Annotated in this window: 26 protein-coding genes; 14 read left to right on the top strand and 12 right to left on the bottom strand. The window is 70.9% G+C overall.

The genetic code is table 11. The annotated features are described in order from the left end of the window. Positions 1–57: 57 nt before the first annotated feature. On the top strand, positions 58–846 hold the full coding sequence (locus O3X23_RS05295) for a S16 family serine protease (RefSeq protein WP_269269941.1): 789 nt from the start codon (positions 58–60) through the stop codon (positions 844–846). A 3-nt stretch (positions 847–849) separates the two neighbouring features. On the opposite strand, the gene O3X23_RS05300 is transcribed toward O3X23_RS05295, so the two are convergent. From O3X23_RS05300 to O3X23_RS05330, 7 genes are all read right to left on the bottom strand, one after another. Beyond that, positions 850–2,130 (bottom strand): MFS transporter, encoded by a 1,281-nt coding sequence (locus O3X23_RS05300; protein ID WP_269269942.1) that lies wholly within the window; start codon positions 2,128–2,130, stop codon positions 850–852. Between the two features lie 32 nt (positions 2,131–2,162). After that, positions 2,163–2,762, bottom strand: coding sequence for a winged helix-turn-helix domain-containing protein (locus O3X23_RS05305; protein WP_269269943.1), 600 nt, complete (start codon positions 2,760–2,762; stop codon positions 2,163–2,165). 71 nt (positions 2,763–2,833) lie between these two features. Next, positions 2,834–3,829: a glycine betaine ABC transporter substrate-binding protein gene (locus O3X23_RS05310; RefSeq protein WP_269269944.1), complete on the bottom strand. Its 996-nt coding sequence runs from the start codon at positions 3,827–3,829 to the stop codon at positions 2,834–2,836. Beyond that, entirely contained in the window at positions 3,826–4,794 is a 969-nt protein-coding gene (locus tag O3X23_RS05315; RefSeq protein ID WP_443047771.1) for an ABC transporter permease, read from the bottom strand. Before O3X23_RS05315 ends, O3X23_RS05310 begins: the two co-directional genes overlap by 4 nt. Next, on the bottom strand, positions 4,791–6,080 hold the full coding sequence (locus O3X23_RS05320; protein WP_269269945.1) for a betaine/proline/choline family ABC transporter ATP-binding protein: 1,290 nt from the start codon (positions 6,078–6,080) through the stop codon (positions 4,791–4,793). The genes O3X23_RS05315 and O3X23_RS05320 overlap by 4 nt, the downstream gene beginning before the upstream one ends. Next, positions 6,073–6,720: an ABC transporter permease gene (locus O3X23_RS05325; protein WP_269269947.1), complete on the bottom strand. Its 648-nt coding sequence runs from the start codon at positions 6,718–6,720 to the stop codon at positions 6,073–6,075. The genes O3X23_RS05320 and O3X23_RS05325 overlap by 8 nt, the downstream gene beginning before the upstream one ends. Positions 6,721–6,765: 45 nt before the next feature. Beyond that, positions 6,766–7,239, bottom strand: coding sequence for an Lrp/AsnC family transcriptional regulator (locus tag O3X23_RS05330; RefSeq protein ID WP_269269948.1), 474 nt, complete (start codon positions 7,237–7,239; stop codon positions 6,766–6,768). Between the two features lie 123 nt (positions 7,240–7,362). Here O3X23_RS05330 and hppD point away from each other — a divergent pair, with 123 nt between their 5' ends. Next, positions 7,363–8,508: a 4-hydroxyphenylpyruvate dioxygenase gene (gene hppD / locus O3X23_RS05335; RefSeq protein WP_269269949.1), complete on the top strand. Its 1,146-nt coding sequence runs from the start codon at positions 7,363–7,365 to the stop codon at positions 8,506–8,508. A gap of 79 nt (positions 8,509–8,587) precedes the next feature. Continuing rightward, positions 8,588–9,955, top strand: coding sequence for an FAD-binding oxidoreductase (locus O3X23_RS05340; protein ID WP_269269950.1), 1,368 nt, complete (start codon positions 8,588–8,590; stop codon positions 9,953–9,955). Positions 9,956–10,057: 102 nt separating this feature from the next. On the opposite strand, the gene O3X23_RS05345 is transcribed toward O3X23_RS05340, so the two are convergent. Continuing rightward, the gene (locus O3X23_RS05345; RefSeq protein WP_269270094.1) at positions 10,058–10,531 is read right to left on the bottom strand and encodes an SsgA family sporulation/cell division regulator; all 474 of its coding nucleotides are present in this window, start codon (positions 10,529–10,531) and stop codon (positions 10,058–10,060) included. 268 nt (positions 10,532–10,799) lie between these two features. Here O3X23_RS05345 and O3X23_RS05350 point away from each other — a divergent pair, with 268 nt between their 5' ends. Together O3X23_RS05350 and O3X23_RS05355 are read left to right on the top strand one after the other, a co-directional pair. Continuing rightward, the gene (locus tag O3X23_RS05350) at positions 10,800–12,152 is read left to right on the top strand and encodes an RDD family protein (protein ID WP_269269951.1); all 1,353 of its coding nucleotides are present in this window, start codon (positions 10,800–10,802) and stop codon (positions 12,150–12,152) included. Positions 12,153–12,287: 135 nt separating this feature from the next. Then, entirely contained in the window at positions 12,288–13,031 is a 744-nt protein-coding gene (locus tag O3X23_RS05355; RefSeq protein ID WP_269269952.1) for an RDD family protein, read from the top strand. Positions 13,032–13,126: 95 nt separating this feature from the next. Here the strand turns inward: O3X23_RS05355 and O3X23_RS05360 are convergent, their stop codons facing one another. Then, entirely contained in the window at positions 13,127–13,417 is a 291-nt protein-coding gene (locus O3X23_RS05360; RefSeq protein WP_269269953.1) for a hypothetical protein, read from the bottom strand. A 352-nt stretch (positions 13,418–13,769) separates the two neighbouring features. On the opposite strand from O3X23_RS05360, the gene O3X23_RS05365 reads away from it, so the two are divergent. Further along, on the top strand, positions 13,770–16,142 hold the full coding sequence (locus O3X23_RS05365; protein ID WP_443047772.1) for an immune inhibitor A domain-containing protein: 2,373 nt from the start codon (positions 13,770–13,772) through the stop codon (positions 16,140–16,142). A 68-nt stretch (positions 16,143–16,210) separates the two neighbouring features. Then, positions 16,211–16,519 (top strand): hypothetical protein, encoded by a 309-nt coding sequence (locus O3X23_RS05370; protein ID WP_269269954.1) that lies wholly within the window; start codon positions 16,211–16,213, stop codon positions 16,517–16,519. A gap of 60 nt (positions 16,520–16,579) precedes the next feature. Here O3X23_RS05370 and O3X23_RS05375 read toward each other — a convergent pair whose 3' ends face one another. Together O3X23_RS05375 and O3X23_RS05380 are read right to left on the bottom strand one after the other, a co-directional pair. Beyond that, positions 16,580–17,170, bottom strand: coding sequence for an isochorismatase family protein (locus O3X23_RS05375; protein ID WP_269269955.1), 591 nt, complete (start codon positions 17,168–17,170; stop codon positions 16,580–16,582). Between the two features lie 129 nt (positions 17,171–17,299). Next, positions 17,300–18,628, bottom strand: a complete 1,329-nt coding sequence (locus O3X23_RS05380; RefSeq protein ID WP_269269956.1) for a nicotinate phosphoribosyltransferase — start codon at positions 18,626–18,628, stop codon at positions 17,300–17,302. A gap of 102 nt (positions 18,629–18,730) precedes the next feature. Between O3X23_RS05380 and clpS the strand changes: the two genes are divergently transcribed. From clpS to O3X23_RS05410, 7 genes are all read left to right on the top strand, one after another. Next, positions 18,731–19,045 (top strand): ATP-dependent Clp protease adapter ClpS, encoded by a 315-nt coding sequence (clpS, locus tag O3X23_RS05385; protein ID WP_269269957.1) that lies wholly within the window; start codon positions 18,731–18,733, stop codon positions 19,043–19,045. Further along, a complete protein-coding gene (locus tag O3X23_RS05390; protein WP_269269958.1) occupies positions 19,045–19,578 on the top strand; it encodes a DUF2017 domain-containing protein in 534 nt (177 codons plus the stop codon). The genes clpS and O3X23_RS05390 overlap by 1 nt, the downstream gene beginning before the upstream one ends. 263 nt (positions 19,579–19,841) lie before the next feature. Then, on the top strand, positions 19,842–21,320 hold the full coding sequence (locus O3X23_RS05395) for an amino acid permease (RefSeq protein WP_269269959.1): 1,479 nt from the start codon (positions 19,842–19,844) through the stop codon (positions 21,318–21,320). Between the two features lie 121 nt (positions 21,321–21,441). Next, entirely contained in the window at positions 21,442–21,852 is a 411-nt protein-coding gene (locus tag O3X23_RS05400; protein WP_269269960.1) for a M67 family metallopeptidase, read from the top strand. A 59-nt stretch (positions 21,853–21,911) separates the two neighbouring features. After that, positions 21,912–22,016: a putative leader peptide gene (locus O3X23_RS43920; protein ID WP_331283879.1), complete on the top strand. Its 105-nt coding sequence runs from the start codon at positions 21,912–21,914 to the stop codon at positions 22,014–22,016. A 91-nt stretch (positions 22,017–22,107) separates the two neighbouring features. Continuing rightward, positions 22,108–22,404, top strand: coding sequence for a MoaD/ThiS family protein (locus O3X23_RS05405; protein ID WP_269269961.1), 297 nt, complete (start codon positions 22,108–22,110; stop codon positions 22,402–22,404). After that, complete coding sequence (locus tag O3X23_RS05410; RefSeq protein WP_269269962.1) at positions 22,404–23,354, top strand: PLP-dependent cysteine synthase family protein; 951 nt, start codon at positions 22,404–22,406, stop codon at positions 23,352–23,354. The genes O3X23_RS05405 and O3X23_RS05410 overlap by 1 nt, the downstream gene beginning before the upstream one ends. A 136-nt stretch (positions 23,355–23,490) precedes the next feature. Here O3X23_RS05410 and O3X23_RS05415 read toward each other — a convergent pair whose 3' ends face one another. After that, entirely contained in the window at positions 23,491–23,955 is a 465-nt protein-coding gene (locus O3X23_RS05415) for a type II toxin-antitoxin system PemK/MazF family toxin (protein WP_269269963.1), read from the bottom strand. Between the last annotated feature and the right edge of the window lie 44 nt (positions 23,956–23,999).

The following is a 23,999-nucleotide window of genomic DNA, read 5'->3' on the forward strand; positions in this document are numbered from 1 at the left end:
GGGGGGGGGGGCGGGGGGGCGCCCCCCCCCCCCACGCCCGTGGACTACATTCTCTGCATGCCCGCAGTCTCCCGCCGTGCCCGAGTCCTTGCCCTTTGCGCGACGCTGGTGGCAGCGCTGCTGGCCGTCGCGGCGTTCGCGCCGCTCCCGGTGTCGATCGTGGTTCCGGGGATGACGGCGGACGTGCTCGGCGCGGACAAGGGCCGTCAGGTGATCACCATCACCGGCACCCCGACCCGGACCACCAGCGGGCAGCTGCGGATGACCACGATCGCCGCGACCCAGCCGAATGCGTCGATCCACCTCTCCGAGGTGCTCGACGCCTGGTTCGCGACCGACCAGGCGGCGATGCCGCGCGGCGCGGTCTACCCCAGCGGCGGCTCGGTCCAGGAGATCGAGCAGCACAACGCGCAGGAGATGACCGACTCGCAGAACGCGGCCACCGGCGCGGCCCTCAAGCACCTCGGGCTGTCGCCCTCGAAGGTCAAGGTCGAACTGCACCTCGCGGACGTGGGCGGCCCGAGCGCCGGACTGATGTTCAGCCTCGGCATCATCGACAAGATCGACGGCAACGGCCGCGGCGGTGACCTCACCGGCGGCCGCACCGTCGCCGGCACCGGGACCATCACCGCCGACGGCAAGGTCGGCGCGGTCGGCGGCGTCCCCCTGAAGGAACAGGCGGCCAAGCGCGACGGCGCCACCGTCTTCCTGGTCCCCAAGGGCGAGTGCTCCGACGCCCAGGCGGAACTCCCCTCCGGCCTCCGCCTGGTCCCGGTCACCGACCTGGACAGTGCCCTGGCGGCCCTGTCCGCGATCAACACGGGCGGCAAGGTCCCCAGCTGCTGAGCGCTACGCGCCGTTGTCCGCCGGTGTGTCGTCCCAGCGGCGGAAGGCGGGCAGCACCAGCGGGCTCAGCGTGGTCACCAGATACAGGGCGCTGACGGCGAGCAGCCCCGCGCGCAGCCCCCCGAACTGGACGACGTAACCGCTGAGCAGGCCGCCCATCGGTACGGCGACCAGCACCCCGGAGGTCACCGCGCCGAAGACGCGGTTGCGCAGCCGCTCGGGGATCTGCCGGATCAGCACCGTGCCCACGATCGGGTTGAGCACCCCGGCCGCCAGCCCGCAGACCACCGAGGTGACCACCAGCGGGGACAGGCCCGGGAAGAACGCGGCCACCGCCGTGCGCGGAAAGCCGCAGACGATGAACGCCCCGATGAACAGAGCGCGTTGCGGCAACCGGTGCCCGACCAGACCGAAGACCAGCGAGCCGGCGAGCGCGGCCCCGGCGAACGCACCGGCCACCACACCGACCGGCACGGAGCCGCCGAGGTGCTCCCGGGCGTGCACCGGCAGCAGCACCGCGAACCACGCCTGGTCCAGCGCGTTGGTCACCATCACCATCACGACGACCGCGAAGAGCAGCCGGGCGTGGCGCAGATACGCGAAGCCCTCCCGCAGCTCGGCGCGGTAACCGCGCAGCGTGGGCCGCCCGGCCATCGGCCGTTCCGGTCCCGGCACCCTGGCGCAGGCTCCGATCAGCAGCGCGGAGACGGCGAAGGTCGCCGCGTCCAGCAGCAGGACGTCCGCCGGGCCGACCGCCGCGATCAGCAGGCCCGCCAGCGGCGCCCCCAGCATCCTGGCGCCGCGCGAAGCGCTCTCGTACGCGCTCATCGCCCGCGGCAGCGTCATCCCGGCCCGCTCCGCCAGCGCCGGTGTCAGCACCTCCCGTGCCGTCTCGCCGGGCGCGTGGAACAGCCCGGAGACCGCGACGAGCACCAGCAGCTCCCAGAAGGCGAGCCCGATCGTGAGGTGCAGCAGCGGAATGGCGCCGATCGCCACCGCGCACACCGCGTCGGACACCACACTGCTGAGCCGCTGGCCCAGCCGGTCGATCAGCGGACCGCCGAGCAGTGCGGCCACCACGACCGGGACCGTCGCGGCGAACGCCACGATTCCGGCCCTGGCCGGGCTGCCGGTGGTCTCCAGCACGAACCAGGGGACGCCGACGATGGTGAACGAATTGCCGGTGACCGAGACCACGTTGGCGGCGAGCAGTACCGCCAACGGGCGGCGGTCCGGTGCGGACGGCGCCTGAGTGGCGCCGGTTATCCCGGCTTCGACGGTCATACGCGAGCCCCCGTGGCTGGTGTCGGTCGGTGTCAGTCGGTTTCGTGCGGGAAGACATGCAGGTGGATCCGGACCGAGGAGGTTTCCTCCTCGGTGACGGCCTTCTGCCGGTAGCTCTCGATCAACGTGTGCACCTGGGCGGTGAGCTCCTCGGCGAGCTCAGGGGTCAGGCGCATCGCGAAGTCGCTCATGTCCCAGGCGAGCTGCCACTTCTCGGGCCACTCGTGCATCGTGCCGAGCCAGGTGTCCAGCTGCTGCGCGTGCTGGGTCGACGCCTCGTGCATGAAGACGCCCATGGCGCCGCGCACCGCGGGGTCCGGGTGCTGCAGGAACTCACCGATGCTGTCCAGCTGGCTGCCCCGGTGCACGGACTTCCACCACCGCTCGCGCGCCGTGCCGCGTCCGGGATCGTCCTCGACGAAGCCGTACGCGGCGAGCTGCCGCAGGTGGTAGCTGGTGGCGCCGCTGGATTCGCCGAGCCGGTCCGCCAGCCCGGAGGCGGTGGCCGGCCCGTGCGATCGGAGCACGGAGAGCAGTCGCATACGGAGCGGGTGCGCGAGTCCGCGCAGCGCGCGCGGGTCAAGTCGCCTGACATCGGGCGGGACTTCGGTCATGCCCTGCAGCGTAGGCATGCAAAGACTCCATTGCAATGCTTTCTTTGCAAGGGAGTCTTTGCATGAGCCGCAGGGGGGACGGGCGGCCTTCAGCCCTTCTTGATGAAGCCCTCCGCGATCAGCCAGTCCTTCGCCACGTCGTGGGGGTCCTGGCCGTCCACGTCCACCCGGGCGTTCAGCTGCTGGGCGATCTGCGTCGTCAGGCGCTTGCTGATGGGGTCCAGCAGGGCGGCGATGGCCGGATAGCGGTCGAAGGTCTTGCCGTTGATGACGGGGGCGGCGTTGTAGTTCGGGAAGAAGTGCTTGTTGTCGGCCATCGTGTCCAGGTCCATGGCCTTGATGCGCCCGTCGGTGGTGAAGGCCTCGCCGAGCAGGCAGGTGCCCTTGGCCACCTGGGTGTAGACGATTCCGGCGTCCATCTTCTGGATGTTGGAGGCGGGGATGTGCATCCCGTACGCCTTCTGCATGCCGGGCAGCCCGTCGTCGCGCGAGGCGAACTCGTTCTCCACGCACAGCGTCACCGCCGAGGGGTCGGAGTTCGAGAGGGCCGCCACGTCGGAGAGCGTCTTGAGGTGGTACTTGGCGTTGTTCGCCTGGTTGATGGCGAGGGTGTAGGTGTTGTCGAGGGAGGACGGCGGCAGCCAGACGATGCCGTTCCTGGCGTCCTCGTCCCGCACCGCCCGCCACTGCGCCAGCGGGTCGGTGATCGGTTCGTCGTGGCCGAGGTAGGTGATCCAGGCGGTGCCGGTGTACTCGTACATCGCGTCCGCCTGACCGGACTTGATGGCCTCGCGGGCACCGATCGACCCCTGGATGTTGGTGCGGTCCAGCACCTCCGCGCCGGCCGCCTTGAAGGCCAGGCCGATCATCGAGCCGAGGATGATCTGCTCGCTGAAGTTCTTCGAGGTGACGATGAGCGAGGCGCCTTCGAGGGGCAGGCCCTTGCCGATGGAGCCCGGGACCACGTCGTCCACCAGCGGACTGCCGCTCTTGAGGCCGCAGCCGCTGAGCACGGCCGTCGCGACGAGCAGCCCGCAGCCCGCCGTCGCCAGGGTGCGTGCGAACCGGGTGCGTGCGTACCTCATGACCCCACCTCCAGGCCGCGCGGCCGCATCAGCTGTTCCGCGACGGACGCGAGCCAGTCCACGGCCAGCGCGAGGAGCACCGTCAGGATGGAGCCGAGCACCAGCACCGGCATCCGCTGGGTCTGGATACCCGTGGTGATCAGGTCGCCGAGCCCGCCGCCCCCGCCGAAGGTGGCCAGCGTGGACGTGCCGACGTTGAGGACCAGCGCGGTGCGCACCCCGGCCAGGATCAGCGGTACGGCGAGCGGCAGTTCCACCTTGGCCAGGACGCCGACCGCCGACATCCCGATGCCGCGCGCCGACTCGACGAGGGTCGGGTCGATGCTCCGCAGCCCCGCCATGGTGTTGGACAGCACCGGCAGCACGGCGTAGGCGACCATGCCGATGATCGCGGTGCGCGGGCCGATGCCCAGCCAGATGACGAGCAGCGCCAGCAGCCCGATCGCCGGCGTCGCCTGGCCGATGTTGGCCAGCGCGGTGACGAACGGGGTGGCCCTGCGCAGCTTGCGGCGGGTCAGCGCCGTGCCGAGCGGGATGGCGATGATCAGCACCCAGAAGGTGGAGATCGCGGTGAGCTTGACACTCTGCCAGAAGCGCAGCTGGACGGTGTCGCCGGCCAGCGCGTTGTGCGCGATCGAGTCGAGGTCGGCGTTGGTGATCCACAGGTAGGTGGCGCCCAGCGCGGCGGCCAACAGGAGCGGTGTGACCACCAGCTTGGGCCAGCGCAGCCGGCTCCCGGGCCCCTCGTGCGCATGCTGCCCGGTACGCGTCCCGACGACGTTGGTCACCCCGTCGTCCCCGGCCGCCTCCGGGTCGTCACGGAAGGCGAGACCGCGCACCTCGTGCTCGCCCGAAGGGCGCTCCGAGCGGCGCTCCGAGCGGCGCTCCGAGTGGCGCTCCGAGCGGCGCTCCGAGCGGCGCTCCGAGTGGCGCTCCGGGCGGCGCTCCGGGCGGCGCGCGCTCACGCGTCCGCCTCCGTCGGCCCCTCCGGGACACGGGAGGCTCCCGCGCCCTCCTGCTCCTTCCGCGTCTGCCGGCCGCGCAGCTCCTCCAGCTCGTGCTGGTGCTCGATGGCGGTGAGCCGGTCGGCCTCCAGCATCTCGTGGACGGAGTTCATCAGCGTCTCCATGTCCACCACGCCGATGAACTCGCCACGCCGGCCGGTCACCGCGACCCGGCCGCCGCTGTCGGTGAGCACCGCCTCCAGCGCGTCGCGCAGCGTCGCGTCCCGCGTCACCGTGTCGTGCACGAGGGTGCCGGCCCGCGCCAGGGAGCCCTTGGCGCGCATCAGGTCGCCGCGCCGCAGCCACTTGTACGGGCGGCCGCGCTTGTCCAGCAGCAGCAGCTCGTTGGTGGTGGTGTCGCGCAGCCGGTCGAAGACGGACTGCAGCGGGTCGTCGACGGTCACGGTGGCGAACTCGGCGATCTCCACGTCCCGCACCCGGGTCAGGTTCAGCCGCTTGAGGGCCGCGCCCGCGCCGACGAAGCCGGAGACGAAGTCGTCCGTGGGATTGGTGAGGATCGCCTCGGGGGTGTCGAACTGGGCGATGTGCGAGTGCTCGCGCAGCACCGCGATGCGGTCGCCCAGCTTGATGGCCTCGTCGAAGTCGTGGGTGACGAAGACGATCGTCTTGTGCAGCTCGTGCTGCAGCCGGATCAGCTCGTCCTGCAGGTGGTCGCGGGTGATCGGGTCGACGGCGCCGAACGGCTCGTCCATCAGCAGCACCGGCGGATCGGCCGCCAGGGCGCGCGCGACCCCGACCCGCTGCTGCTGTCCGCCGGACAGCTGGCGCGGGTAGCGGCCGTGGAACTCGCGCGGGTCCAGGCCCACCAGGTCCAGCATCTCCTCGACGCGGTCCTTCACCCGGGACTTCGACCAGCCGACCATCTTGGGGACCAGCGCCACGTTCTCGGCGACCGTCATGTGCGGGAAGAGCCCGGAGGACTGGATCGCGTAGCCGATCTTGCGGCGCAGTTTGACCGGGTCCATGTCGGTGACGTCCTCGTCGCCGATCCGGATCCGTCCCGAGCTCGGCTCGATCAGCCGGTTGATCATCTTCAGGGTCGTCGACTTGCCGCAGCCGGACGGGCCGACGAACACGACGGTCTCGCCCGCCTTGATCTCCATGCTGACGCTGTCCACCGCCGGTTCCGCGCTGCCGGGGTAGCGCTTGGTGAGGTTCTCCAGCTGGATGGTGGCGCCCGCGACCGAGGCGGGGGCGGTCGACGACCGGTCGGACGGTTCAGACACGGATCCCCCTCGGGATGGTCAGACGGCCCACGACGATGTACGCGGCGTCGAAGAGCAGCGCCAGGATGACGATGCCGAGTGTGCCCGCGAGCACTTGGTTGAGGGCGTTGGCGCTGCCCAGTGACGCGATGCCGCGGAAGATCTCGTTGCCGAGCCCGGGTCCCGAGGCGTACGCGGCGATGGCCGCGATGCCCATCAGCATCTGCGTGGAGACGCGGATGCCGGTCAGGATCGGGGGCCAGGCGAGCGGCAGCTCCACCCTGGCCAGCCGGGTGAACCGGGACATCCCGATGCCCTTGGCCGCGTCCACCAGCGTCGGGTCGACGCCGCGCAGCCCGACGATGGCGTTGCGCACGATCGGCAGCAGGCCGTACAGCGTCAGCGCGGTGACGGTCGGCGGGACGCCGAGGCCCAGCACCGGGATCAGCAGGCCGATCAGCGCCAGCGACGGGATGGTGAGGATGGTCGAGGTCGCGGTGACGGCCAGGTTGCCGGCCCATTCGCTGCGGTAGGTCAGGACGCCGAGCGCGACGCCGATGACGGTGGCCAGCACCATGCACTGGAAGACGGCGCTGGCGTGCTGGAAGGCGTCGGTCAGCAGCTGCTGGTGCCGGCTCCCGAGATAGCTCCAGAAACTCACCGGCCGGCTCCCTCCCGCTCGCGTCCGCGGGTGCCGTCCGTCATGTCACGGGCGGTCCTCCGCGGCCTGTTCGACCAGCGGGATGATCCGGAGTGGCACCGGATTCTCCATGACGATCGCCGTGGAGGCCCGCACAATGCCATCAAAGCCGACAACCCGGTCGATCACCCGTTGAAGATCGGCGTTCGAGCGGGCCACCAGCCGGCAGAACATGTCGCCCTGGCCGGTCGTGGTGTGCAGTTCCAGCACCTCCGGCACGCTCGCCAAGTGGGCGCGGACGTCCACGCCTTGGCCCTGCTTGATCTCCAGCGTCGCGAAAGCCGTCACGGGGTAGCCGAGGGCGGCCGGGTCCACCTGGGGGCCGAACCCCCGGATCACCCCATTGGCCCGCAGCCGGTCCAGCCGGGCCTGCGCCGTCCCGCGCGCCACACCCAGCCGTCTGGACGCCTCCAGCATCCCGATCCTCGGCTCATCGGCGAGCAGCTTGATCAGCTGCCCGTCCAGCCCGTCGATCCCCATGACGTCCACCTCCGGTGGTCAGACTGCACAGATTGACCCGTGGTTCCCGCGATTCACTGTGCTTGTTGTCCAGTGAAATCGCCAACTGTTGCGCACTCTGGTCCGTAGGGCGACGCTTTTGACATGACTGAGACGACTGAGACGCAGCAGACCCCCGAAGCCCGGCAGAAGGACCTGTTCCCGGTGAAGGGGATGGACGCCGTGGTCTTCGCCGTCGGCAACGCCAAGCAGGCCGCGCACTACTACTCGACCGCCTTCGGCATGACGCGCACCGCCTACTCCGGCCCGGAGAACGGCAGCCGCGAGACCGCGTCGTACGTGCTGGAGTCGGGCGGCGCCCGCTTCGTCTTCACCTCGGTCGTCAGGACCGCCACCGAGCGCGGCAAGTTCCTCGAGGCGCACGTCGCCGAGCACGGCGACGGCGTCATCGACCTCGCCATCGAGGTCCCGGACGCCCGCGCCGCCTACGCCTACGCCGTCGAGCACGGCGCCACCGGCCTGGAGGAGCCGCACGAGCTGACGGACGAGCACGGCACCGTCGTCCTCGCCGCGATCGCCACCTACGGCCAGACCCGCCACACCCTCGTCGACCGCTCCCGCTACACCGGCCCGTACCTGCCGGGCTACGCCGCCGCCGACCCGATCGTCGAGCCGGGCGCCCGCCGCTTCCAGGCCATCGACCACTGCGTCGGCAACGTCGAGCTCGGCAAGATGAACGAGTGGGTCGCCTTCTACAACCGCGTCATGGGCTTCACCAACATGAAGGAGTTCGTCGGCGACGACATCGCCACCGAGTACTCCGCGCTCATGTCCAAGGTCGTCGCCGACGGCACCCGCAAGGTGAAGTTCCCGCTCAACGAGCCGGCCATCGCCAAGAAGAAGTCCCAGATCGACGAGTACCTGGAGTTCTACGGCGGCCCCGGCGTCCAGCACATCGCCCTCGCCACCAACGACATCGTCGCCACCGTGCGCGCCATGCGCGCCGCCGGCGTCGAGTTCCTGAACACCCCGGACTCGTACTACGACACCCTCGGCGAGTGGGCCGGCGAGACCCGCGTCCCCGTGGAGACCCTGCGCGAGCTGAAGATCCTCGTCGACCGCGACGAGGACGGCTACCTGCTGCAGATCTTCACCAAGCCCGTCCAGGACCGGCCGACCGTCTTCTTCGAGATGATCGAGCGGCACGGCTCCCTGGGCTTCGGCAAGGGCAACTTCAAGGCGCTGTTCGAGGCCATCGAGCGCGAGCAGGAGCTGCGCGGCAACCTCTGAGCGACCGGACGGCGACGGTGGGCCGTGGCGGGGTGCGGCAGAGCTTCCCCGGCCACGGCCCGGATGCCAGTCTGGAACCATGCGCGAACTGATCGAACGACTGCACGAGGGACTGCCGGCGGAGGCGGTCCTCACGGACCCGGACGTCACCGCCTCCTACGCCCACGACATGGCGAGCTTCTCCGAGGCGGGCACCCCGGCGGTGGTGGTGCTGCCCCGCACCGTCGAGCAGGTGCAGCACGTGATGCGCACCGCGACCGCGCTGCGGGTACCGGTCGTCCCGCAGGGCGCCCGCACCGGGCTGTCGGGTGCGGCGAACGCGTCGGACGGCTGCATCGTGCTGTCGCTGGTCAAGATGGACCGGATCCTGGAGATCGACCCCGTCGACCGGATCGCCGTCGTCGAACCCGGTGTCGTCAACGCCGTGCTGTCGCGGGCGGTCGCCGAGCGGGGCCTGTACTACCCGCCCGACCCGTCGAGCTGGGAGCAGTGCACCATCGGCGGCAACATCGGCACCGGAGCCGGCGGGCTGTGCTGCGTGAAGTACGGCGTCACCGCCGAGTACGTCCTCGGGCTGGAGGTCGTGCTGGCCGACGGACGGCTGCTGAACACGGGCCGGCGCACCGCCAAGGGTGTCGCGGGCTACGACCTGACCCGGCTCTTCGTCGGGGCCGAGGGCACGCTGGGCATCGTCGTGCGCGCGGTGCTCGCGCTGCGGCCCGCGCCGCCGACGCAGCTCGTCCTCGCGGCGGAGTTCCCGTCCGCGGCGGCAGCGTGCGCCGCCGTCTGCGCGATCATGGAGCGCGGCCACGCGCCCTCACTGCTGGAACTGATGGACGCCACGACCATCCGGGCGGTCAACGACCTGGCGCAGATGGGGCTGCCGGAGACCACCGAGGCGCTGCTGCTGGCCGCGTTCGACACGCCCGACCCCGCAGCGGATCTCGCGGCGGTCGGTGAGCTGTGCACGGCCGCGGGCGCCACCCAGGTCGTCCCGGCGGAGGACGCCGCCGAGTCCGAGATGCTGCTGCAGGCCCGCCGGCTGGCGCTCGTCGCGCTGGAGCGGGTCGGCACGGCGACGATGATCGACGACGTGTGCGTGCCGCGCACGCGGCTCGCCCCGATGATCGAGGGCGTCGCCGCCATCGCGCGGAAGTACGAGCTCACGATCGGTATGTGCGCGCACGCGGGTGACGGGAACACCCACCCCATCGTCTGCTTCGACGGAGCGGACGCGGACGAATCGGCACGCGCCCGGGAATCCTTCGACGAGATCATGGCGCTGGGCCTGTCCCTCGGTGGGACGATCACCGGTGAGCACGGCGTCGGCCTGCTGAAGAAGGAGTGGCTGGCCCGCGAACTCGGCCCGGTGGGAGTGGAGTTGCAGCGCGGCGTACGGCAGGTCTTCGACCCGCTCGGCCTGCTGAACCCGGGCAAGCTCTTCTGACGCGTCCGGCTCCTCCGGCTCCTCCGACTTCCCGGCCGTTGCGGCGGCTCCGGCTGTTCCCGCGGTTCCGGCCGCTCCGAACCGGCGCGTTCCCCCGCGCCCTCACCCTTCCGGCGACTCGTCCGTCACCGTCCATGGATCGCGCAGCCACAGCTCGTCCCGGGTCGTCGGGGCCAGCAGCTCGTTCAGCCCGTCGTCCATGCCGAGCTGCTCGTGCTCCGTCCCCGGCGGCACGGCGCGCAGCGTGCGCTCCAGCCAGGACGCCACCGGCGAGGACGACGCCTCCAGCAGCGCGTTGCCGTCCGGGGAGCTCAGCGCCATGCAGATCACGCTGCGCCCGTTGACCTTGGTCGGCCAGATGCGCACGTCCCCGTGCCCGCACGGCCGGAACACCCCTTCCACCAGCAGTTCGCGAGCGAACGTCCAGTTCACCGGGGCGTCCGAGCCGACGTGGAAGGTGATGTGCACGGCAAAGGGGTCATCTGTGCGATAGGCCAGCCTGGCGGGTACCGGAATGCTGCGCTCCGGTGACAGCACCAGGTTCAGTTCGAGTTCGCGTTCCACCACGGTCTGCATCGGGTCGTCGTCCTTTCCTTGGCGGGCGGCCCCTTGCGGTGTTGCGCAGCGGGTGCTGCGCGGGGCCCGCACCAGGAGAGAGCGCATACAACCCCAACCATTACGCGACTTCTGGCAATCGCGGTGAAAATGACGGAAGGCCACGCGCGGGTCCCTTCCACCCGGTAAGGGTGTGTGGTGGGCGGTACCGCGGCTCCGATGGGACCGCCCGTCTGGTAGATGTGGTCACTGCACTCCCCTGGCCGAATAGATACGGACCTCACGAACCATGGACTCACCCGCCACTGGCTCCTCCGGTTCCTCCGGTTCCCCTGTCCCGGGGTACTACCCGGATCCGTCGATCCCCGGCTACATCCGCTACTGGAACGGCGCCTCCTGGGTGCCGGGGACCAGCCGCCCCGCCCCGCGACCCGGCGAGGAGCTCACGACGCCGTCCGAGCAGGACGCCGGCGGCCGCGGAGCGCCCGGCCCGGCGGCCCCCGCGCGGCACTCCGGCGGGGGTTCGGGCGTGCCCGCGGTCGAGGAGTCCGGGGTCATGTTCTTCGACGAGGACCCGGTGCGGGCCCCGGAGCCGGAGTCCGGCGGGCGCGGCGCGGCCGCCGCCCCCGTCTGGTCGGCGACCCCGGCCGTCGAACCGCCCCGCACCACCTGGGGCGCCGCCCCGGAGCCGGAGCGGGCCGCCCCGGCCGCCAACCTGCCCGCCGCGCGCGGCACGTCGGCCCCGGCTGCCCACCCGCCGGCCACCAGCATTCCGGCCGCCGGCACCCCCGCCGCCGGGACCCCGTGGAACACCCAGCCGCGCCGGCCCGAGCCGCAGACACCGCGGCAGCCGCAGCCGTCGACGCCCCAGCAGCAGTCGCCGCAGCAACAGCAGGCTCCGCAGCAGTCGCAACCCGGCGCCGGCCAGGGCACGGAAGGGCGGCGCGTGAGTTCCGCGCCCCTCGCCCAGGCCGCGCCCTGGGCGCAGCAGGTGCACGACCTCGCCCGGCAGGGCCCCAGCGGTGCGGGTTCCGGCACCGGCCCCGGCACGCCCGGCGGCGGTGTCGTCGCGCTGCCGGCGCAGCAGGGGGAGCCGGCCGGCGTGGTGCCGTGGCGGCCGCCCGTGAACGACCCGTTCGCGTCGATGGTGCAGGAGCAGGGCCGCCCGGCCGGACTCGGCAGGCGCCTGGCCGCGCGGCTGCTCGACACGCTCGTCGTCCTGGGGGTCACCGGCGCGGCGGCGGTGCCGCTCGGCAAGGCCGCGTACCAGCACCTGCGGGACAAGGTGGACGAGGCGCGGCTGACCGGCGAGACCGTCACCGTCTGGCTGATCGACGGCACCACCGGCGTCCAGCTGGCCATCGTGCTCGGCGTCGGCCTCGTCGCCGGGCTGCTGTACGAGGTGCTGCCCACCGCCAAGTGGGGCCGGACGCTGGGCAAGAAGCTGTTCGGGCTGCGCGTGGTCGACATCGAGTCGCAGCTCGCCCCCGGCTTCGGCCCCTCGCTGCGCCGCTGGCTGACGCACACGGTCCTCGACGCGCTCGTCATCGGCGTCGTGGGCCTGGTGTGGTGCATGGTCGACCGTCCGTGGCGGCAGTGCTGGCACGACAAGGCGGCCCGTACGTTCGTCGCCCGGCAGTAACGCCCGGCAGGAGCGTCCGGCGGTCGGGCCCGGCGGACGAACGGCGGAGGCGGGCGGCGGTGCCGATCCGTTCGGGGTACCCCGAACGGATCTTGCCGGAAGGCGCGTCCGCTTTCTGCGGGTTTCACTCGGTTCATGAGCCAGCCGACGCCCGGATCCGGTGACGATCCCTTCGCCAAACCCCCGCAGGACAGCAATGGCCCCGGCGCGCCCGGCGGCTCTCCGCACGACCGACAGCCGCCGCCGTATCCGCCGCCCCCGCAGGGCGGTGCCGGCGGCGACCCGTACGGCGGCGGCAACCCCTACGGCGACCCGCCGCCCGGAGGCAACCCGCCGCCGCCCGGGGGCACCCCGCCCGGCGGCGCGCCCCCGCCCTACGGCGGCGGCGACCCGTACGGCGGCGGCTCCTACGGCGGCGGTGCGCCCGATCCACTGGCGGGCATGCCGCCGCTCGGCGGCACCGGCAAGCGGCTGCTGGCGCGGATCATCGACTTCATCCTCGTCTCGATCCCGGTCGCCCTGCTCGACTGGGCGTTCGGTACCTTCCAGACCGACACGGACGACTTCAACTACGGCCGTTCGGTGCTGGGGTCCGTGGTGGCCGCGATTCTCTACATCGGCTACGAGTGGTGGATGACCAAGGCGACGGGTCAGACGCTGGGCAAGAAGTGGATGGGCGTACGCATCGCCATGCTCGACAACGGCGGCGTCCCCACGTCGCAGGCCGCGCTGATGCGAGCCTGCGTGTTCTGGCTGCCGACGCTGTTCTGCTGCCCGTGCCTGTGGATCGTGCTCATCGGGATCCTGCTGCTGCTCGACAAGCCGTACCGGCAGGGTCTGCACGACAAGGCGGCGAAAACCGTGGTCGTCTCGGCATGACGGCCGATCCCGGCCGTCCCCGTCCACCCGGCGGTCCGGGCCCGCGCACACGACGGCGGCCCCGGAGCGATCGCTCCGGGGCCGCCGCCCGCGGTTCAACGGCGCAGCGAGTGCTCGCTGACGCGGGACTCTCCGGAGCTGTGCACCCGTGGGCGGGGGATCGGCACGTGCGCGGTGCGGACTCCCGTACGGCTGCGGGCCTTGGCGCGGGCAGTCAGCGGGATCGTGGTCGTCACCGCGACCAGAACCCCGAGCAGCAGCCCGGCCACCGCGATGATGACGACACTGATGCCGGAACGGGCCTCGGACAGCAGGAGCATCGCGAGAGTGGACAGGACAACGGTTGCGGAACCGTATGCGAGTTGCGCGGGGGTAGGACGCGGCATGGCGGGATCCGTCCTCGAATACGTCGGTTAAGTCGCAGCGTCGGAAGGGGCGGTGGAAAGCCGGTCGAGAGCTTCACTCGGGGGGCGCCGGCAATTGACTCTACGGATCGGCATGCCCGATGGGAACGGGCGGTAAGCGTGACCTAACCCACGGTGGGGGAGCACAGGGGGGCGCATGGAATCTCGCCCCGGCCCATCCGTCTCAACACGCAGACGTTCTACCAGGGTTGGCGTCCGTTATCCGGACCTCGGAAGCCGGTGAACGTACTGCGCTGCCATGAGCAAGTCAAGACCTGTCTTTTCTTCCGGCTCTTAGATGCAATGGCATCTCCCAAGGGGAGGTCAAGACAACTTGAAGAATCTTCGAGGCACCATCAGACCCGCCACCCTCGCGGTGGCGCTCGTCGCACTCGGGGCGATGGCCATGCCCGCGACCTTGGCCGCAGCCGCTCCCGCGGCCGGCAACGACGCGCAGGCCAGCCACGATCCGATGCAGGCGCCGACCGGCAAGACGGCGTCCGCCACCAAGGCCAAGGTCGACGACGACCGTCTGGGCCCGCTCGCGCGCGAGCAGGCGGTACGCCGGCAGGACGCCCTGCAGAAGGTGATCGCCGGGGACCTCGCGGTCAAGGACAGCGGCCGCTCCAAGGTCGCCAAGCTCAGCGCGGGCAAATACGTCGAGCTGAGCCGCGAGAAGACCGACAAGATCTTCGTGATCCTCGCGGAGTTCGGCGACAAGGTCGACCCGCAGTACGGCGGCACCGTCGGTCCGCTGCACAACCAGATAGCGGAGCCCGACCGCTCCACCGACAACAGCACGGCCTGGCAGAAGGACTACAACGCGCAGTCCTTCCAGGACCTCTACTTCTCCCACGACGCCAAGAAGGAGTCGGTGGCGAAGTACTACGAGAAGCAGTCCTCCGGCCGCTACTCGGTCGACGGCGAGGTCTCGGACTGGGTCAAGGTCGACTACAACGAGGCCCGCTACGGCAACAACAAGTGCGGCGCCACCAACTGCGCCACTGTCGAGGACCTGGTCCGCGACGGTACCGCGCAGTGGGCCGCGGACCAGAAGGCCAAGGGCCGCACGGCCGCGCAGATCAAGACGGACCTGGCGCAGTACGACCAGTGGGACCGGTACGACTTCGACCACGACGGCAACTTCAACGAGCCCGACGGTTACATCGACCACTTCCAGATCGTGCACGCGGGCGAGGACGAGTCCGCGGGCGGCGGTGCCCAGGGCACCGACGCGCTGTGGGCCCACCGCGGTTACGCCTTCCAGGGTGACGAGGGCTTCAGCGGCCCGGCCGGCAACCAGCTCGGCGGCACCCCGATCGGCGACACCGGCATCTGGGTCGGCGACTACACGATGCAGCCGGAGAACGGCGGCCTGGGTGTCTACGCCCACGAGTACGGCCACGACCTCGGCCTGCCCGACCTGTACGACACCACGTACATCGGCGAGAACGGCACCGCTTTCTGGTCGCTGATGTCGTCCGGCTCCTGGCTCTCCAACGGCACCACCGACATCGGCTCGCTGCCCGGTGACATGGACGCCTGGGACAAGATGCAGCTCGGCTGGCTGAAGTACGACACCGCCAAGGCCGCCAAGCTCTCGACCCACAAGCTCGGCCTGGCGGAGTACAACACCAAGGACGCGCAGGCCCTGGTCGTGACGCTGCCGTCGAAGAGCGTCACCACGGCGATCACCACGCCCTTCGCGGGCACCAAGCAGTGGTGGAGCGGGGCCGGCAACGACCTGCGCAACACCCTGACGCGCCACGTCGACCTCACCGGCAAGACGTCCGCCGCCCTGTCGTTCAAGGGCTGGTACGACACCGAGGAGGGCTACGACTACGTCTACACCGAGGTGTCCACCAACGGCGGCGTCAACTGGGCCCCGATCGACGGCACCGTCGACGGCCAGCCGATCACCCGCAACGGCAGCGGCCGTCCGGCCGTGACCGGCACCACGGGTGGCTACAAGGACATGAACTACCCGCTGGACTCCTTCGCCGGCCAGCAGATCGAGCTGCGCTTCCGCTACCGCACCGACGGTGGGGTCGCCCAGAAGGGCTTCGCGGCCGACGAGCTGAAGATCACCGCCGACGGCTCCGCCGTCTTCACCGACGGTGCCGAGGGTGACGACAACGGCTGGACCGCGAACGGCTTCAGCCGCTCCGAGGCGTCCTTCACCAAGTCGTACCCGCAGTACTACATCGCGGAGAACCGCCAGTACGTCAGCTACGACAAGGTCCTGAAGACCGGTCCTTACAACTTCGGGTTCGGCGCCGCCGCCCCGAAGAAGGTCGAGCACTACGCGTACCAGAACGGCCTGCTGATCTGGCTCTGGGACACCTCGCAGCTGGACAACAACGTCGGCGAGCACCCCGGCCACGGCCAGATCCTGCCGATCGACGCCCACGCCAAGCCCGACGCCTGGGCGGACGGCGCGCTGTTCCGCAACAAGATCCAGTCCGCGGACTCCACCTTCGGCTGGTACCCGACCGACGCCCTCACCGCGCACAAGAACGGCGTCGCGACGACGATCAAGTCCAAGCCGGGCGTCCCGGTCTTCGACGACCGTCACGGTACCTACTGGTACGACACCAACCCGTACGGGAGTGTCCAGGTGCCGAACACGAACACCCGCATTTCGATCCTGTTCGACTCCCCGAACGGACAGAACACGATCGTTGCCGTCAGTCCCGCAGGTCGCTGACCTGCGTTAACCTGGTGTTCGGCCCACGCCCTCTGGTGGGCGGGGGCCGATCACCGGATTATGTGGGCATGGCAGTCGGTGGATTCACCAAGCTTCCCAACGGCAACGTCGTCGTCGCTCTCAAGCTGCCCCACCCGGGCGGCGCGGAGGACAGCGTCCGCGTCATCGTGCACGCCCAGAACCGCCAGCGCGCCCTCACCCGGCTCCGGAACCTCGGCTTCCGGGCGGCCCGGCTCAACGGCAACACCGAACCGCCGACGCCCGACGAGGTGACCGCCGTCCTGCACCATCCGGACGGCCTCGTCTGGCGACACTCCGCGTCCGGCTCGGAAGAGCTCTGGCACCCCTTCCGTGCCACGCACCGCCGCGCGGGGTGAGCGGAGCGCCCCCCGGGGCGTCCGCGGGCGCGCGGCCCGTCCAGGGGCCGCCTGCGCCGTTCAGGCCCCGACGGCCGGCTTCCCCGTCAGCCGGACACCCGCGGCCAGCAGCTCCGCCAGCGCGCTCTCCGTGGTCGCCGGGGCGACCCCCGCCGTCAGGTCGAGCAGCACGTGGGTGACGAAGCCCTCCCGTGCCGCGTCCAGCGCCGTGGCGCGCACGCAGTGGTCGGTGGCGATGCCGACCACGTCGACCTCGGTGACCGCGCGCGCCCGCAGCCACTCGGCGAGCCCCCTGCCGTTCTCGTCCACACCCTCGAAGCCGCTGTAGGCGGCCGAGTAGGCGCCCTTGTCGAAGACCGCGTCCACGGCGCCGGAGGCGACCACCGGCGCGAAGTTCGGATGGAAGCCGACGCCCTCGGTGCCCGCCACGCAGTGCACCGGCCAGGACCGCACGAAGTCCGGACGGTCGGAGAAGTGGTCCCCCGGATCGACGTGGTGGTCACGGGTGGCCACCACATGCCGGTAGCAGGCGGTGGCCTGCCCGACGAGATCGGTGATCGCGGCGGCCACGTCCGAGCCGCCGGCGACCGCGAGGCTGCCGCCCTCGCAGAAATCGTTCTGGACGTCCACGACGATCAGTGCGCGGTGCATTCGCTGTCCTCTTCGGTCGGCTGACCGCCGTGGGGGGACAGGCGGCACGCGTCGAGCGTAGGGAATCGGGCCCCGTTCCGCGACAGTCGCGGCACGGAGCCCCGCCGGCCGCCCCCCACGGCCTTCACGTCACACCTGCTCGGTGGGGATCACCGGTTCACCGCGGGAGAGCTGCGAGGCGGACAGCGGCAGTCCCGCGCGCGCCTCGATGTGCCGGGTGCGGGCCGCCTCCAGCGGCTCACGGCCGATGATCTCCCCGCCGCGCACCAGCGGGACCAGCAGCTGCCGGTCCGCCAACTCCGGCGGCACGGGCCCGGTGCCGACCACCTCGGCCTCCGCGACCCCGTCCTCGTCCAGCCGCCGCGCCGCCCACTTGCGGCCGCCGACGCTGCTCTTGGCGCCCATCGACTTCTTGGCCACGGCCACCATCGGCGCGTCCGGCTCGTTCGACGAGGCCCGCGAGACCAGCTTGTAGACCATCGAGCAGGTCGGGTGACCGCTGCCGGTCACCAGCGAGGTGCCGACCCCGTACGCGTCCACCGGCGCCGCCGCCAGCGAGGCGATGGCGTACTCGTCGAGATCCGAGGTCACCACGATCCGGGTGTCCTTGGCGCCGAGGTCGTCCAACTGCTGCCGCACCCGGTGGGCGAGCAGCAGCAGGTCGCCGGAGTCGATGCGGACCGCGCCCAGTTCGGGCCCGGCGACCTCGACGGCGGTACGGACCGCCGTCATCAGGTCGTAGGTGTCCACCAGCAGCGTCGTGCCCCGGCCCAGCGAGTCGACCTGCGCGACGAAGGCGTCCCGCTCGCTGTCGTGCAGCAGGGTGAAGGCGTGCGCGGCGGTGCCGATCGTCGGCAGGCCGTAGCGGAAACCCGCCGCCAGGTTCGAGGAGGACAGGAAGCCGCCCACGTACGCGGCGCGGGAGGCGGCGACCGCCGCCAGTTCGTGCGCCCGCCGCGCGCCCATCTCCATCAGCGGCCGGCCGCCGGCCGCCACCGCCATCCGGGACGCGGCCGCCGCGATCGCGGAGTCGTGGTTGAGGATCGACAGGATCACCGTCTCCAGGATCACCGCCTCGGCGAAACTGCCCTCCACCCGCAGGATCGGCGAGCCGGGGAAGTACACCTCGCCCTCGGGATAACCCCAGATGTCGCCGGTGAAGCGGTACCCGGCCAGCCACTCCAGGGTCGGCTCGTCGACCACGTTCTCGCGGGCGAGGAAGTCCAGCACGTCGGCGTCGAAGCGGAAGTTCTCCACCGCGTCCAGCACCCGGCCGGTGCCGCAGACGACGCCGTAGCGGCGCCCCTCCGGCAGCCGGCGGGTGAAGGCCTCGAACACCGAGTGCCGGTGCGCCGCCCCACTGCGCAGCGCGGCCTGCAACATCGTCAACTCGTACCGGTCGGTGAACAGCGCGGTGGAAGGTACAGCCACCGGCAGCCCCAGATCTGCAGCGCTCATGGAACGGGATGGTACCCCGACTATGCGTCAGAGTGACGATTTCTCTCCCCGGCCGCGTCCATTTGTGCGAAGCCCCGCAATGGCGGCAGCATTGGAGGAGTGATGAGTGCCACCCTGGGGGTCGCCCCCGTAGAGATCGAACGGCCCGAGACGACCGATGCGCCCTTCGGGGTGCTGGAACCGGACGTCCCCTGGGTGACCCTGGTGCACAACGATCCCGTCAATCTCATGAGCTACGTGACGTACGTCTTTCAGGCCTACTTCGGGTACTCCAAGGACAAGGCCGTCAAACTCATGAAGGACGTCCACCACAAGGGGCGCGCCGCCGTCTCCAGCGGCAGCCGCGAAGAGATGGAACGCGACGTGCAGGCGATGCACGGCTACGGCCTGTGGGCGACCCTGCAGCAGGACCGCTGATGGCCGGCTACTTCGCAGCCGCCCCGGGCGGCGGCGCCGTCATCGCCCTCGACGCCGTCGAGAAGTCCATCCTGCGCAGTCTCGCCGTGCAGCTCCTGGAGATGATCGGCCCGGGGGAGGAGCCGGTCTCCGACGACCCGCTGGCCGCGCTGTTCCCCGCCGACGGCCCGAGCAAGCCCCCGTCCGACCCGGCGCTGGCCAGGCTCTTCCCGGACGCCTACGAGGACACCGCCCAGTCCTCGGAGTTCCGCCGCTTCACCGAGAACGACCTGCGCGCCCGCAAGCGCGAGGACGCGCTGGCCCTCGTCCGCTCCCTCGACGCCGCCGACCCGGAACTGCTGCTCACGCCCGAGGACACCCGCCGCTGGCTCGGCGCCCTCAACGACCTGCGGCTGACCATCGGCTCCCGGCTGGAGGTCACCGACGAGGACACCGAGCTCTACCGGCTGCCGGACGACGATCCGCTCAAGCCGATGGTGATGGCCTACCTGTGGCTCGGCGGTCTGCAGGAGACGCTGATCGAGACGCTCTGACGTCCAGTACTCGCTCAGCGGACGCTCAAATCCGGATAACGATCATGTCACCGTGATCATCCGATATGCGGCTTCACTTCACCTTCGGGGTGTTTTCCCTGTGCGCCGCGTCACACTCGCCTCCCTCGATGGCGTCTCAGCCCGTGGTACTAATTCCGACCACTGGCCGGGACGCCATCCCTGTTCCGCCAGGCGCTGAGCCGGCCGATCGCCGGCTCGCAGCTCCACTGTCCGGGGGGATATGGAGAAAGGCGCACCACCACATGCCGACGGAACACACCGGCCACAACGCGGCCGAAGTCGCCGCCGCCGACGCGGCCGCCGCGCCCGTCACGGAAGAGGGCTACCAGCGAGGGCTCGGCAGCCGGCAGATCCAGATGATCGCCATCGGCGGTGCCATCGGCACCGGCCTCTTCCTGGGCGCCGGCAAGGCCATCCATCAGGCGGGTCCGAGCCTGATCATGATGTACGCCATCGCGGGCGTCATCATCTTCTTCATCATGCGGGCCCTGGGCGAACTGCTCACCTACCGCCCCGTCTCCGGCTCCTTCGCCGACTACGCCCGCGAATTCCTGGGCCCCTTCTGGGGGTTCGTCACCGGCTGGACGTACTGGCTGATGTGGGTGGTGACCGGCATGGCCGAGGTCACCGCCGCCTCGGTGTACATCACCTACTGGTGGAAGGACATCCCGCAGTGGATCTCCGCCCTGGTCTTCCTGCTGGTGCTCTTCGGCGTCAACCTCATCTCGGTGAAGGTCTTCGGCGAGGTCGAGTTCTGGTTCTCGATGATCAAGGTCACCGCGATCATCGGCATGATCCTCATCGGCATCGGCGTCCTGACCATCGGGTTCTCCGCAGCGGGCGACACCGCCTCGCTCAGCCACCTGTGGGGTAACGGCGGGGTCTTCCCCAACGGCGTCGGCAAGTCCCTCATGACGCTGCAGATCGTGATGTTCGCCTACCTCGCCGTCGAACTCGTCGGCGTCACCGCGGGCGAGGCCGAGAACCCCCGCGAGACGCTCCCCAAGGCCATCAACACGCTGCCCTGGCGGATCGGCGTGTTCTACGTCGGCGCGCTCATCGTGATCCTCGGCGTCGTCTCCTGGACCGAGTTCCAGCCCGGCGTCAGCCCGTTCGTGGCCGCCTTCGCCAAGATCGGCATCCCGTTCGGCGCGGCCATCGTGAACTTCGTGGTCCTCACCGCGGCCCTGTCGTCCTGCAACTCCGGCATGTACTCCACCGGCCGCATGCTGCGCGACCTGGCCGTCAACGGCCAGGGACCCAGGGCCTTCGCCAAGCTCAACTCCCGCCAGACCCCGGCCACCGGCATCCTCATCTCCGTCGCCCTGATGGGCATCGGCGTGTGGATCAACTACGTCGACCCGGACGGCGCCTTCACCTACATCACGGCCTTCGCCACCGTCGCCGGCGTCTGGACCTGGGCGATGATCCTCATCTCCCACCTGCGCTACCGCGCGGCGGTCAAGGCCGGCCGCGCCGCCGAAGCCTGGTTCAAGGCGCCGGGCGCCCCGTACACCAGCTGGATCGCCCTGATCTTCCTGGCCGGCGTGATGGTCCTGATCGGCATCGACAAGGACGCGCGGATTTCGCTCTACAGCGCTCCGGTGTGGTTCGCGATCCTCGGCATCGGGTACGCCTGGCTCAAGCGGAGGAACCCGGAGGCGTTCGCCCCCAAGCCGCACGTCGCACCGGAGCCCGCGCTGGTCGACGCCGCGGGCTGAGCGCCGCGCGCACAAGCCGTCCCGTACCGCGAAGGCCCGCCCCCGCACCCCTGGGGCGGGCCTTCGTCTGCGCGCGCGTACGCGCGCGCAGGAAGCCGCGGCCCCCTGTTAACTTTTCGGCATGCTGACCATCACGCAGGAGATCCACGACGCGATCGTCGCCCACGCCCGCGCCGACCACCCCGACGAGGCGTGCGGCATCGTCGCGGGGCCCGAGGGCAGCGGCCGCCCCGAGCGCTTCATCCCCATGCTGAACGCGGCCCGCTCACCCACGTTCTACGAGTTCGACTCCACCGACCTGCTCAAGCTCTACCGCGACCTGGACGACCGCGACGAGGAACCGGTGATCGTCTACCACTCGCACACCGCCACCGAGGCGTACCCGTCCCGCACCGACATCACCTACGCGAACGAGCCCGGCGCCCACTACGTCCTCGTCTCAACCGCGGAGGAGTTCCAGTTCCGCTCGTTCCGCATCGTGGACGGGGTCGTGACCGAAGAAGACGTGCAAGTAGTGGCCTCAGGGGCCTGACCGTCCGAATCGTGGGACGACTGTCTCGGACGTCCCCCGGGAATCGATACGATGAGCCCATGGTTTCCCACGACGTGAAGAACAACCCGCCGGGCATGCTGCTCGTCGCGCGGCTGCACGTCGACCTCTGCCGCGTCGCCAGCGCCGCCTGTCCGCGCGCCTGACCACTTCCCGGAGCTACCGTCGCTCCCGGCACGCCGCACAGCCCCGCCCGCACGTCCCCCCGCCCGACGCCGCATGTAACGGAGCCCATCCATGGCCATCGAGGTCCGCATTCCGACCATCCTCCGCACCTACACCGACGGCGCCAAGGCCGTCGACGGTTCGGGCAGCACACTCGACGAGCTCTTCTCGGACCTCGAGAGCCGCCACAAGGGGATCCGCGAGCGCATCGTCGTCGACGGCGGCCTGCGCCGCTTCGTCAACGTCTACCTCAACGACGAGGACGTCCGCTTCCTCGACGGCATCAGCACCGCGGTCGCCGACGGTGACAGCGTCACGATCCTCCCGGCCGTCGCCGGCGGCTCGACTCCCGCAGCGCACGGCTCCTGATGCGCTACGACAGCCCGCTGGCCGCGGTGGGCAACACCCCGCTCGTCCGCCTCCCGCGCCTGTCCCCGTCCGACGCCGTCAGCGTCTGGGCCAAGCTGGAGGACCGCAACCCCACCGGCTCGGTCAAGGACCGCCCCGCGCTCCACATGATCGAGCAGGCCGAGGCGGACGGCCGGCTCACCCCCGGCTGCACCATCCTGGAGCCGACCTCGGGCAACACCGGCATCTCGCTGGCCATGGCCGCGCGCCTCAAGGGCTACCGCATCGTCTGCGTCATGCCCGAGAACACCTCCTCGGAGCGGCGTGAACTGCTCGCGATGTGGGGCGCCGAGATCATCTCCTCACCGGCCGCCGGCGGCTCCAACACCGCCGTACGCATGGCCAAGGAGATCTCCGCCGAACACCCCGACTGGGTGATGCTCTACCAGTACGGCAACCCCGCCAACGCGGGCGCCCACTACGCGACCACCGGCCCGGAGATCCTCGCGGACCTCCCCACCATCACCCACTTCGTCGCGGGCCTGGGCACCACCGGCACCCTCATGGGCGTCGGCCGCTACCTGCGCGAGAAGGTCCCCGGCGTCGGCATCGTCGCCGCCGAACCGCGCTACGACGACATCGTCTACGGCCTGCGCAACCTCGACGAGGGCTTCGTCCCCGAGCTGTACGACGCGACGGTCCTCACCACCCGCTTCTCCGTCGGATCCGCGGACGCCGTCCGCCGCACCCGCGAGCTCCTGCAGCAGGAGGGCATCTTCGCGGGCGTCTCCACCGGAGCCGCCCTGCACGCCGCGCTCGGCGTCGCCGCCAAGGCCCACAAGGCGGGGGAGCGCGCCGACATCGTCTTCGTCGTCGCCGACGGCGGCTGGAAGTACCTCTCCACCGGCATCTACACCGCCCCCACCACCGAGGCCGCGGTCGAGCAGCTGCACGGCCAGCTCTGGGCCTGACCGCCCTCGCAGGACGGCGGTGTGCCGGCCCGCACACCGCCGGGACCGACCGCGGCCCGCGCACCACGGCAGCCCGCCGAGCCGAGCGCACCCGGGCGGCCCGCCGCGGTCGGCGCGTCCGAGCGGTCGGTCGCCCTCAGCGCACCATCCGCCGGACCTGCTGCCACAGTGCGGCGTCCAGGACACCCGCCCGGCGGCGGAACGCCGCGGAACGCACCTCCCGCAGCTCGTCGGTCTCCAGGTAGCTCGTCCTGCCCTGCGCGTCGCCCACGGTCCCCGGCGGCAGGGCGATCACCCCCGGCAGCTCCTCGTGGTACTTGCTGGTGATCTTCGCGACGCGCACCGTGCGCCCCCGCACCGACAGCACCAGGCACGGCCGGTCCTTCGCCCCGGACCCGTCCTCGAACGGCACGTTCGCCCACCAGATCTCCCCCGCCGCGGGCGCCCCCTTCCCGCCACGCCGGGGCGCCGGACGATCCGCCGCGCGCGGCGGACGCGCCGGACCACCCGGCCGGCGCCGCGCCGCCGACCGCCTCCACACCGCGAAACCGGCCAGTACGACCACGGCCGCGGCCGCCACCAACCACCAGGTCATGTCCATATGGGCTCCCACGGTCGAAAACTGTCGAAGAAGATCCTCATTCG

The sequence above is a fragment of the Streptomyces sp. H39-S7 genome, from assembly GCF_027158205.1.
Lineage (GTDB): Bacteria > Actinomycetota > Actinomycetes > Streptomycetales > Streptomycetaceae > Actinacidiphila.

Excerpts from the sequence above, each read along its gene's own strand:
- O3X23_RS05295 (WP_269269941.1), top strand. The coding sequence starts at position 58 with ATGCCCGCAGTCTCCCGCCGTGCCCGAGTCCTTGCCCTTTGCGCGACG.
- O3X23_RS05300 (WP_269269942.1), bottom strand. The coding sequence starts at position 2,130 with ATGACCGTCGAAGCCGGGATAACCGGCGCCACTCAGGCGCCGTCCGCA.
- O3X23_RS05305 (WP_269269943.1), bottom strand. The coding sequence starts at position 2,762 with ATGCCTACGCTGCAGGGCATGACCGAAGTCCCGCCCGATGTCAGGCGA.
- O3X23_RS05310 (WP_269269944.1), bottom strand. The coding sequence starts at position 3,829 with ATGAGGTACGCACGCACCCGGTTCGCACGCACCCTGGCGACGGCGGGC.
- O3X23_RS05330 (WP_269269948.1), bottom strand. The coding sequence starts at position 7,239 with ATGGGGATCGACGGGCTGGACGGGCAGCTGATCAAGCTGCTCGCCGAT.
- hppD (WP_269269949.1), top strand. The coding sequence starts at position 7,363 with ATGACTGAGACGACTGAGACGCAGCAGACCCCCGAAGCCCGGCAGAAG.
- O3X23_RS05340 (WP_269269950.1), top strand. The coding sequence starts at position 8,588 with ATGCGCGAACTGATCGAACGACTGCACGAGGGACTGCCGGCGGAGGCG.
- O3X23_RS05345 (WP_269270094.1), bottom strand. The coding sequence starts at position 10,531 with ATGCAGACCGTGGTGGAACGCGAACTCGAACTGAACCTGGTGCTGTCA.
- O3X23_RS05350 (WP_269269951.1), top strand. The coding sequence starts at position 10,800 with ATGGACTCACCCGCCACTGGCTCCTCCGGTTCCTCCGGTTCCCCTGTC.
- O3X23_RS05355 (WP_269269952.1), top strand. The coding sequence starts at position 12,288 with ATGAGCCAGCCGACGCCCGGATCCGGTGACGATCCCTTCGCCAAACCC.
- O3X23_RS05360 (WP_269269953.1), bottom strand. The coding sequence starts at position 13,417 with ATGCCGCGTCCTACCCCCGCGCAACTCGCATACGGTTCCGCAACCGTT.
- O3X23_RS05370 (WP_269269954.1), top strand. The coding sequence starts at position 16,211 with ATGGCAGTCGGTGGATTCACCAAGCTTCCCAACGGCAACGTCGTCGTC.
- O3X23_RS05375 (WP_269269955.1), bottom strand. The coding sequence starts at position 17,170 with ATGCACCGCGCACTGATCGTCGTGGACGTCCAGAACGATTTCTGCGAG.
- O3X23_RS05380 (WP_269269956.1), bottom strand. The coding sequence starts at position 18,628 with ATGAGCGCTGCAGATCTGGGGCTGCCGGTGGCTGTACCTTCCACCGCG.
- clpS (WP_269269957.1), top strand. The coding sequence starts at position 18,731 with ATGAGTGCCACCCTGGGGGTCGCCCCCGTAGAGATCGAACGGCCCGAG.
- O3X23_RS05390 (WP_269269958.1), top strand. The coding sequence starts at position 19,045 with ATGGCCGGCTACTTCGCAGCCGCCCCGGGCGGCGGCGCCGTCATCGCC.
- O3X23_RS05395 (WP_269269959.1), top strand. The coding sequence starts at position 19,842 with ATGCCGACGGAACACACCGGCCACAACGCGGCCGAAGTCGCCGCCGCC.
- O3X23_RS05400 (WP_269269960.1), top strand. The coding sequence starts at position 21,442 with ATGCTGACCATCACGCAGGAGATCCACGACGCGATCGTCGCCCACGCC.
- O3X23_RS43920 (WP_331283879.1), top strand. The coding sequence starts at position 21,912 with ATGGTTTCCCACGACGTGAAGAACAACCCGCCGGGCATGCTGCTCGTC.
- O3X23_RS05405 (WP_269269961.1), top strand. The coding sequence starts at position 22,108 with ATGGCCATCGAGGTCCGCATTCCGACCATCCTCCGCACCTACACCGAC.
- O3X23_RS05410 (WP_269269962.1), top strand. The coding sequence starts at position 22,404 with ATGCGCTACGACAGCCCGCTGGCCGCGGTGGGCAACACCCCGCTCGTC.
- O3X23_RS05415 (WP_269269963.1), bottom strand. The coding sequence starts at position 23,955 with ATGGACATGACCTGGTGGTTGGTGGCGGCCGCGGCCGTGGTCGTACTG.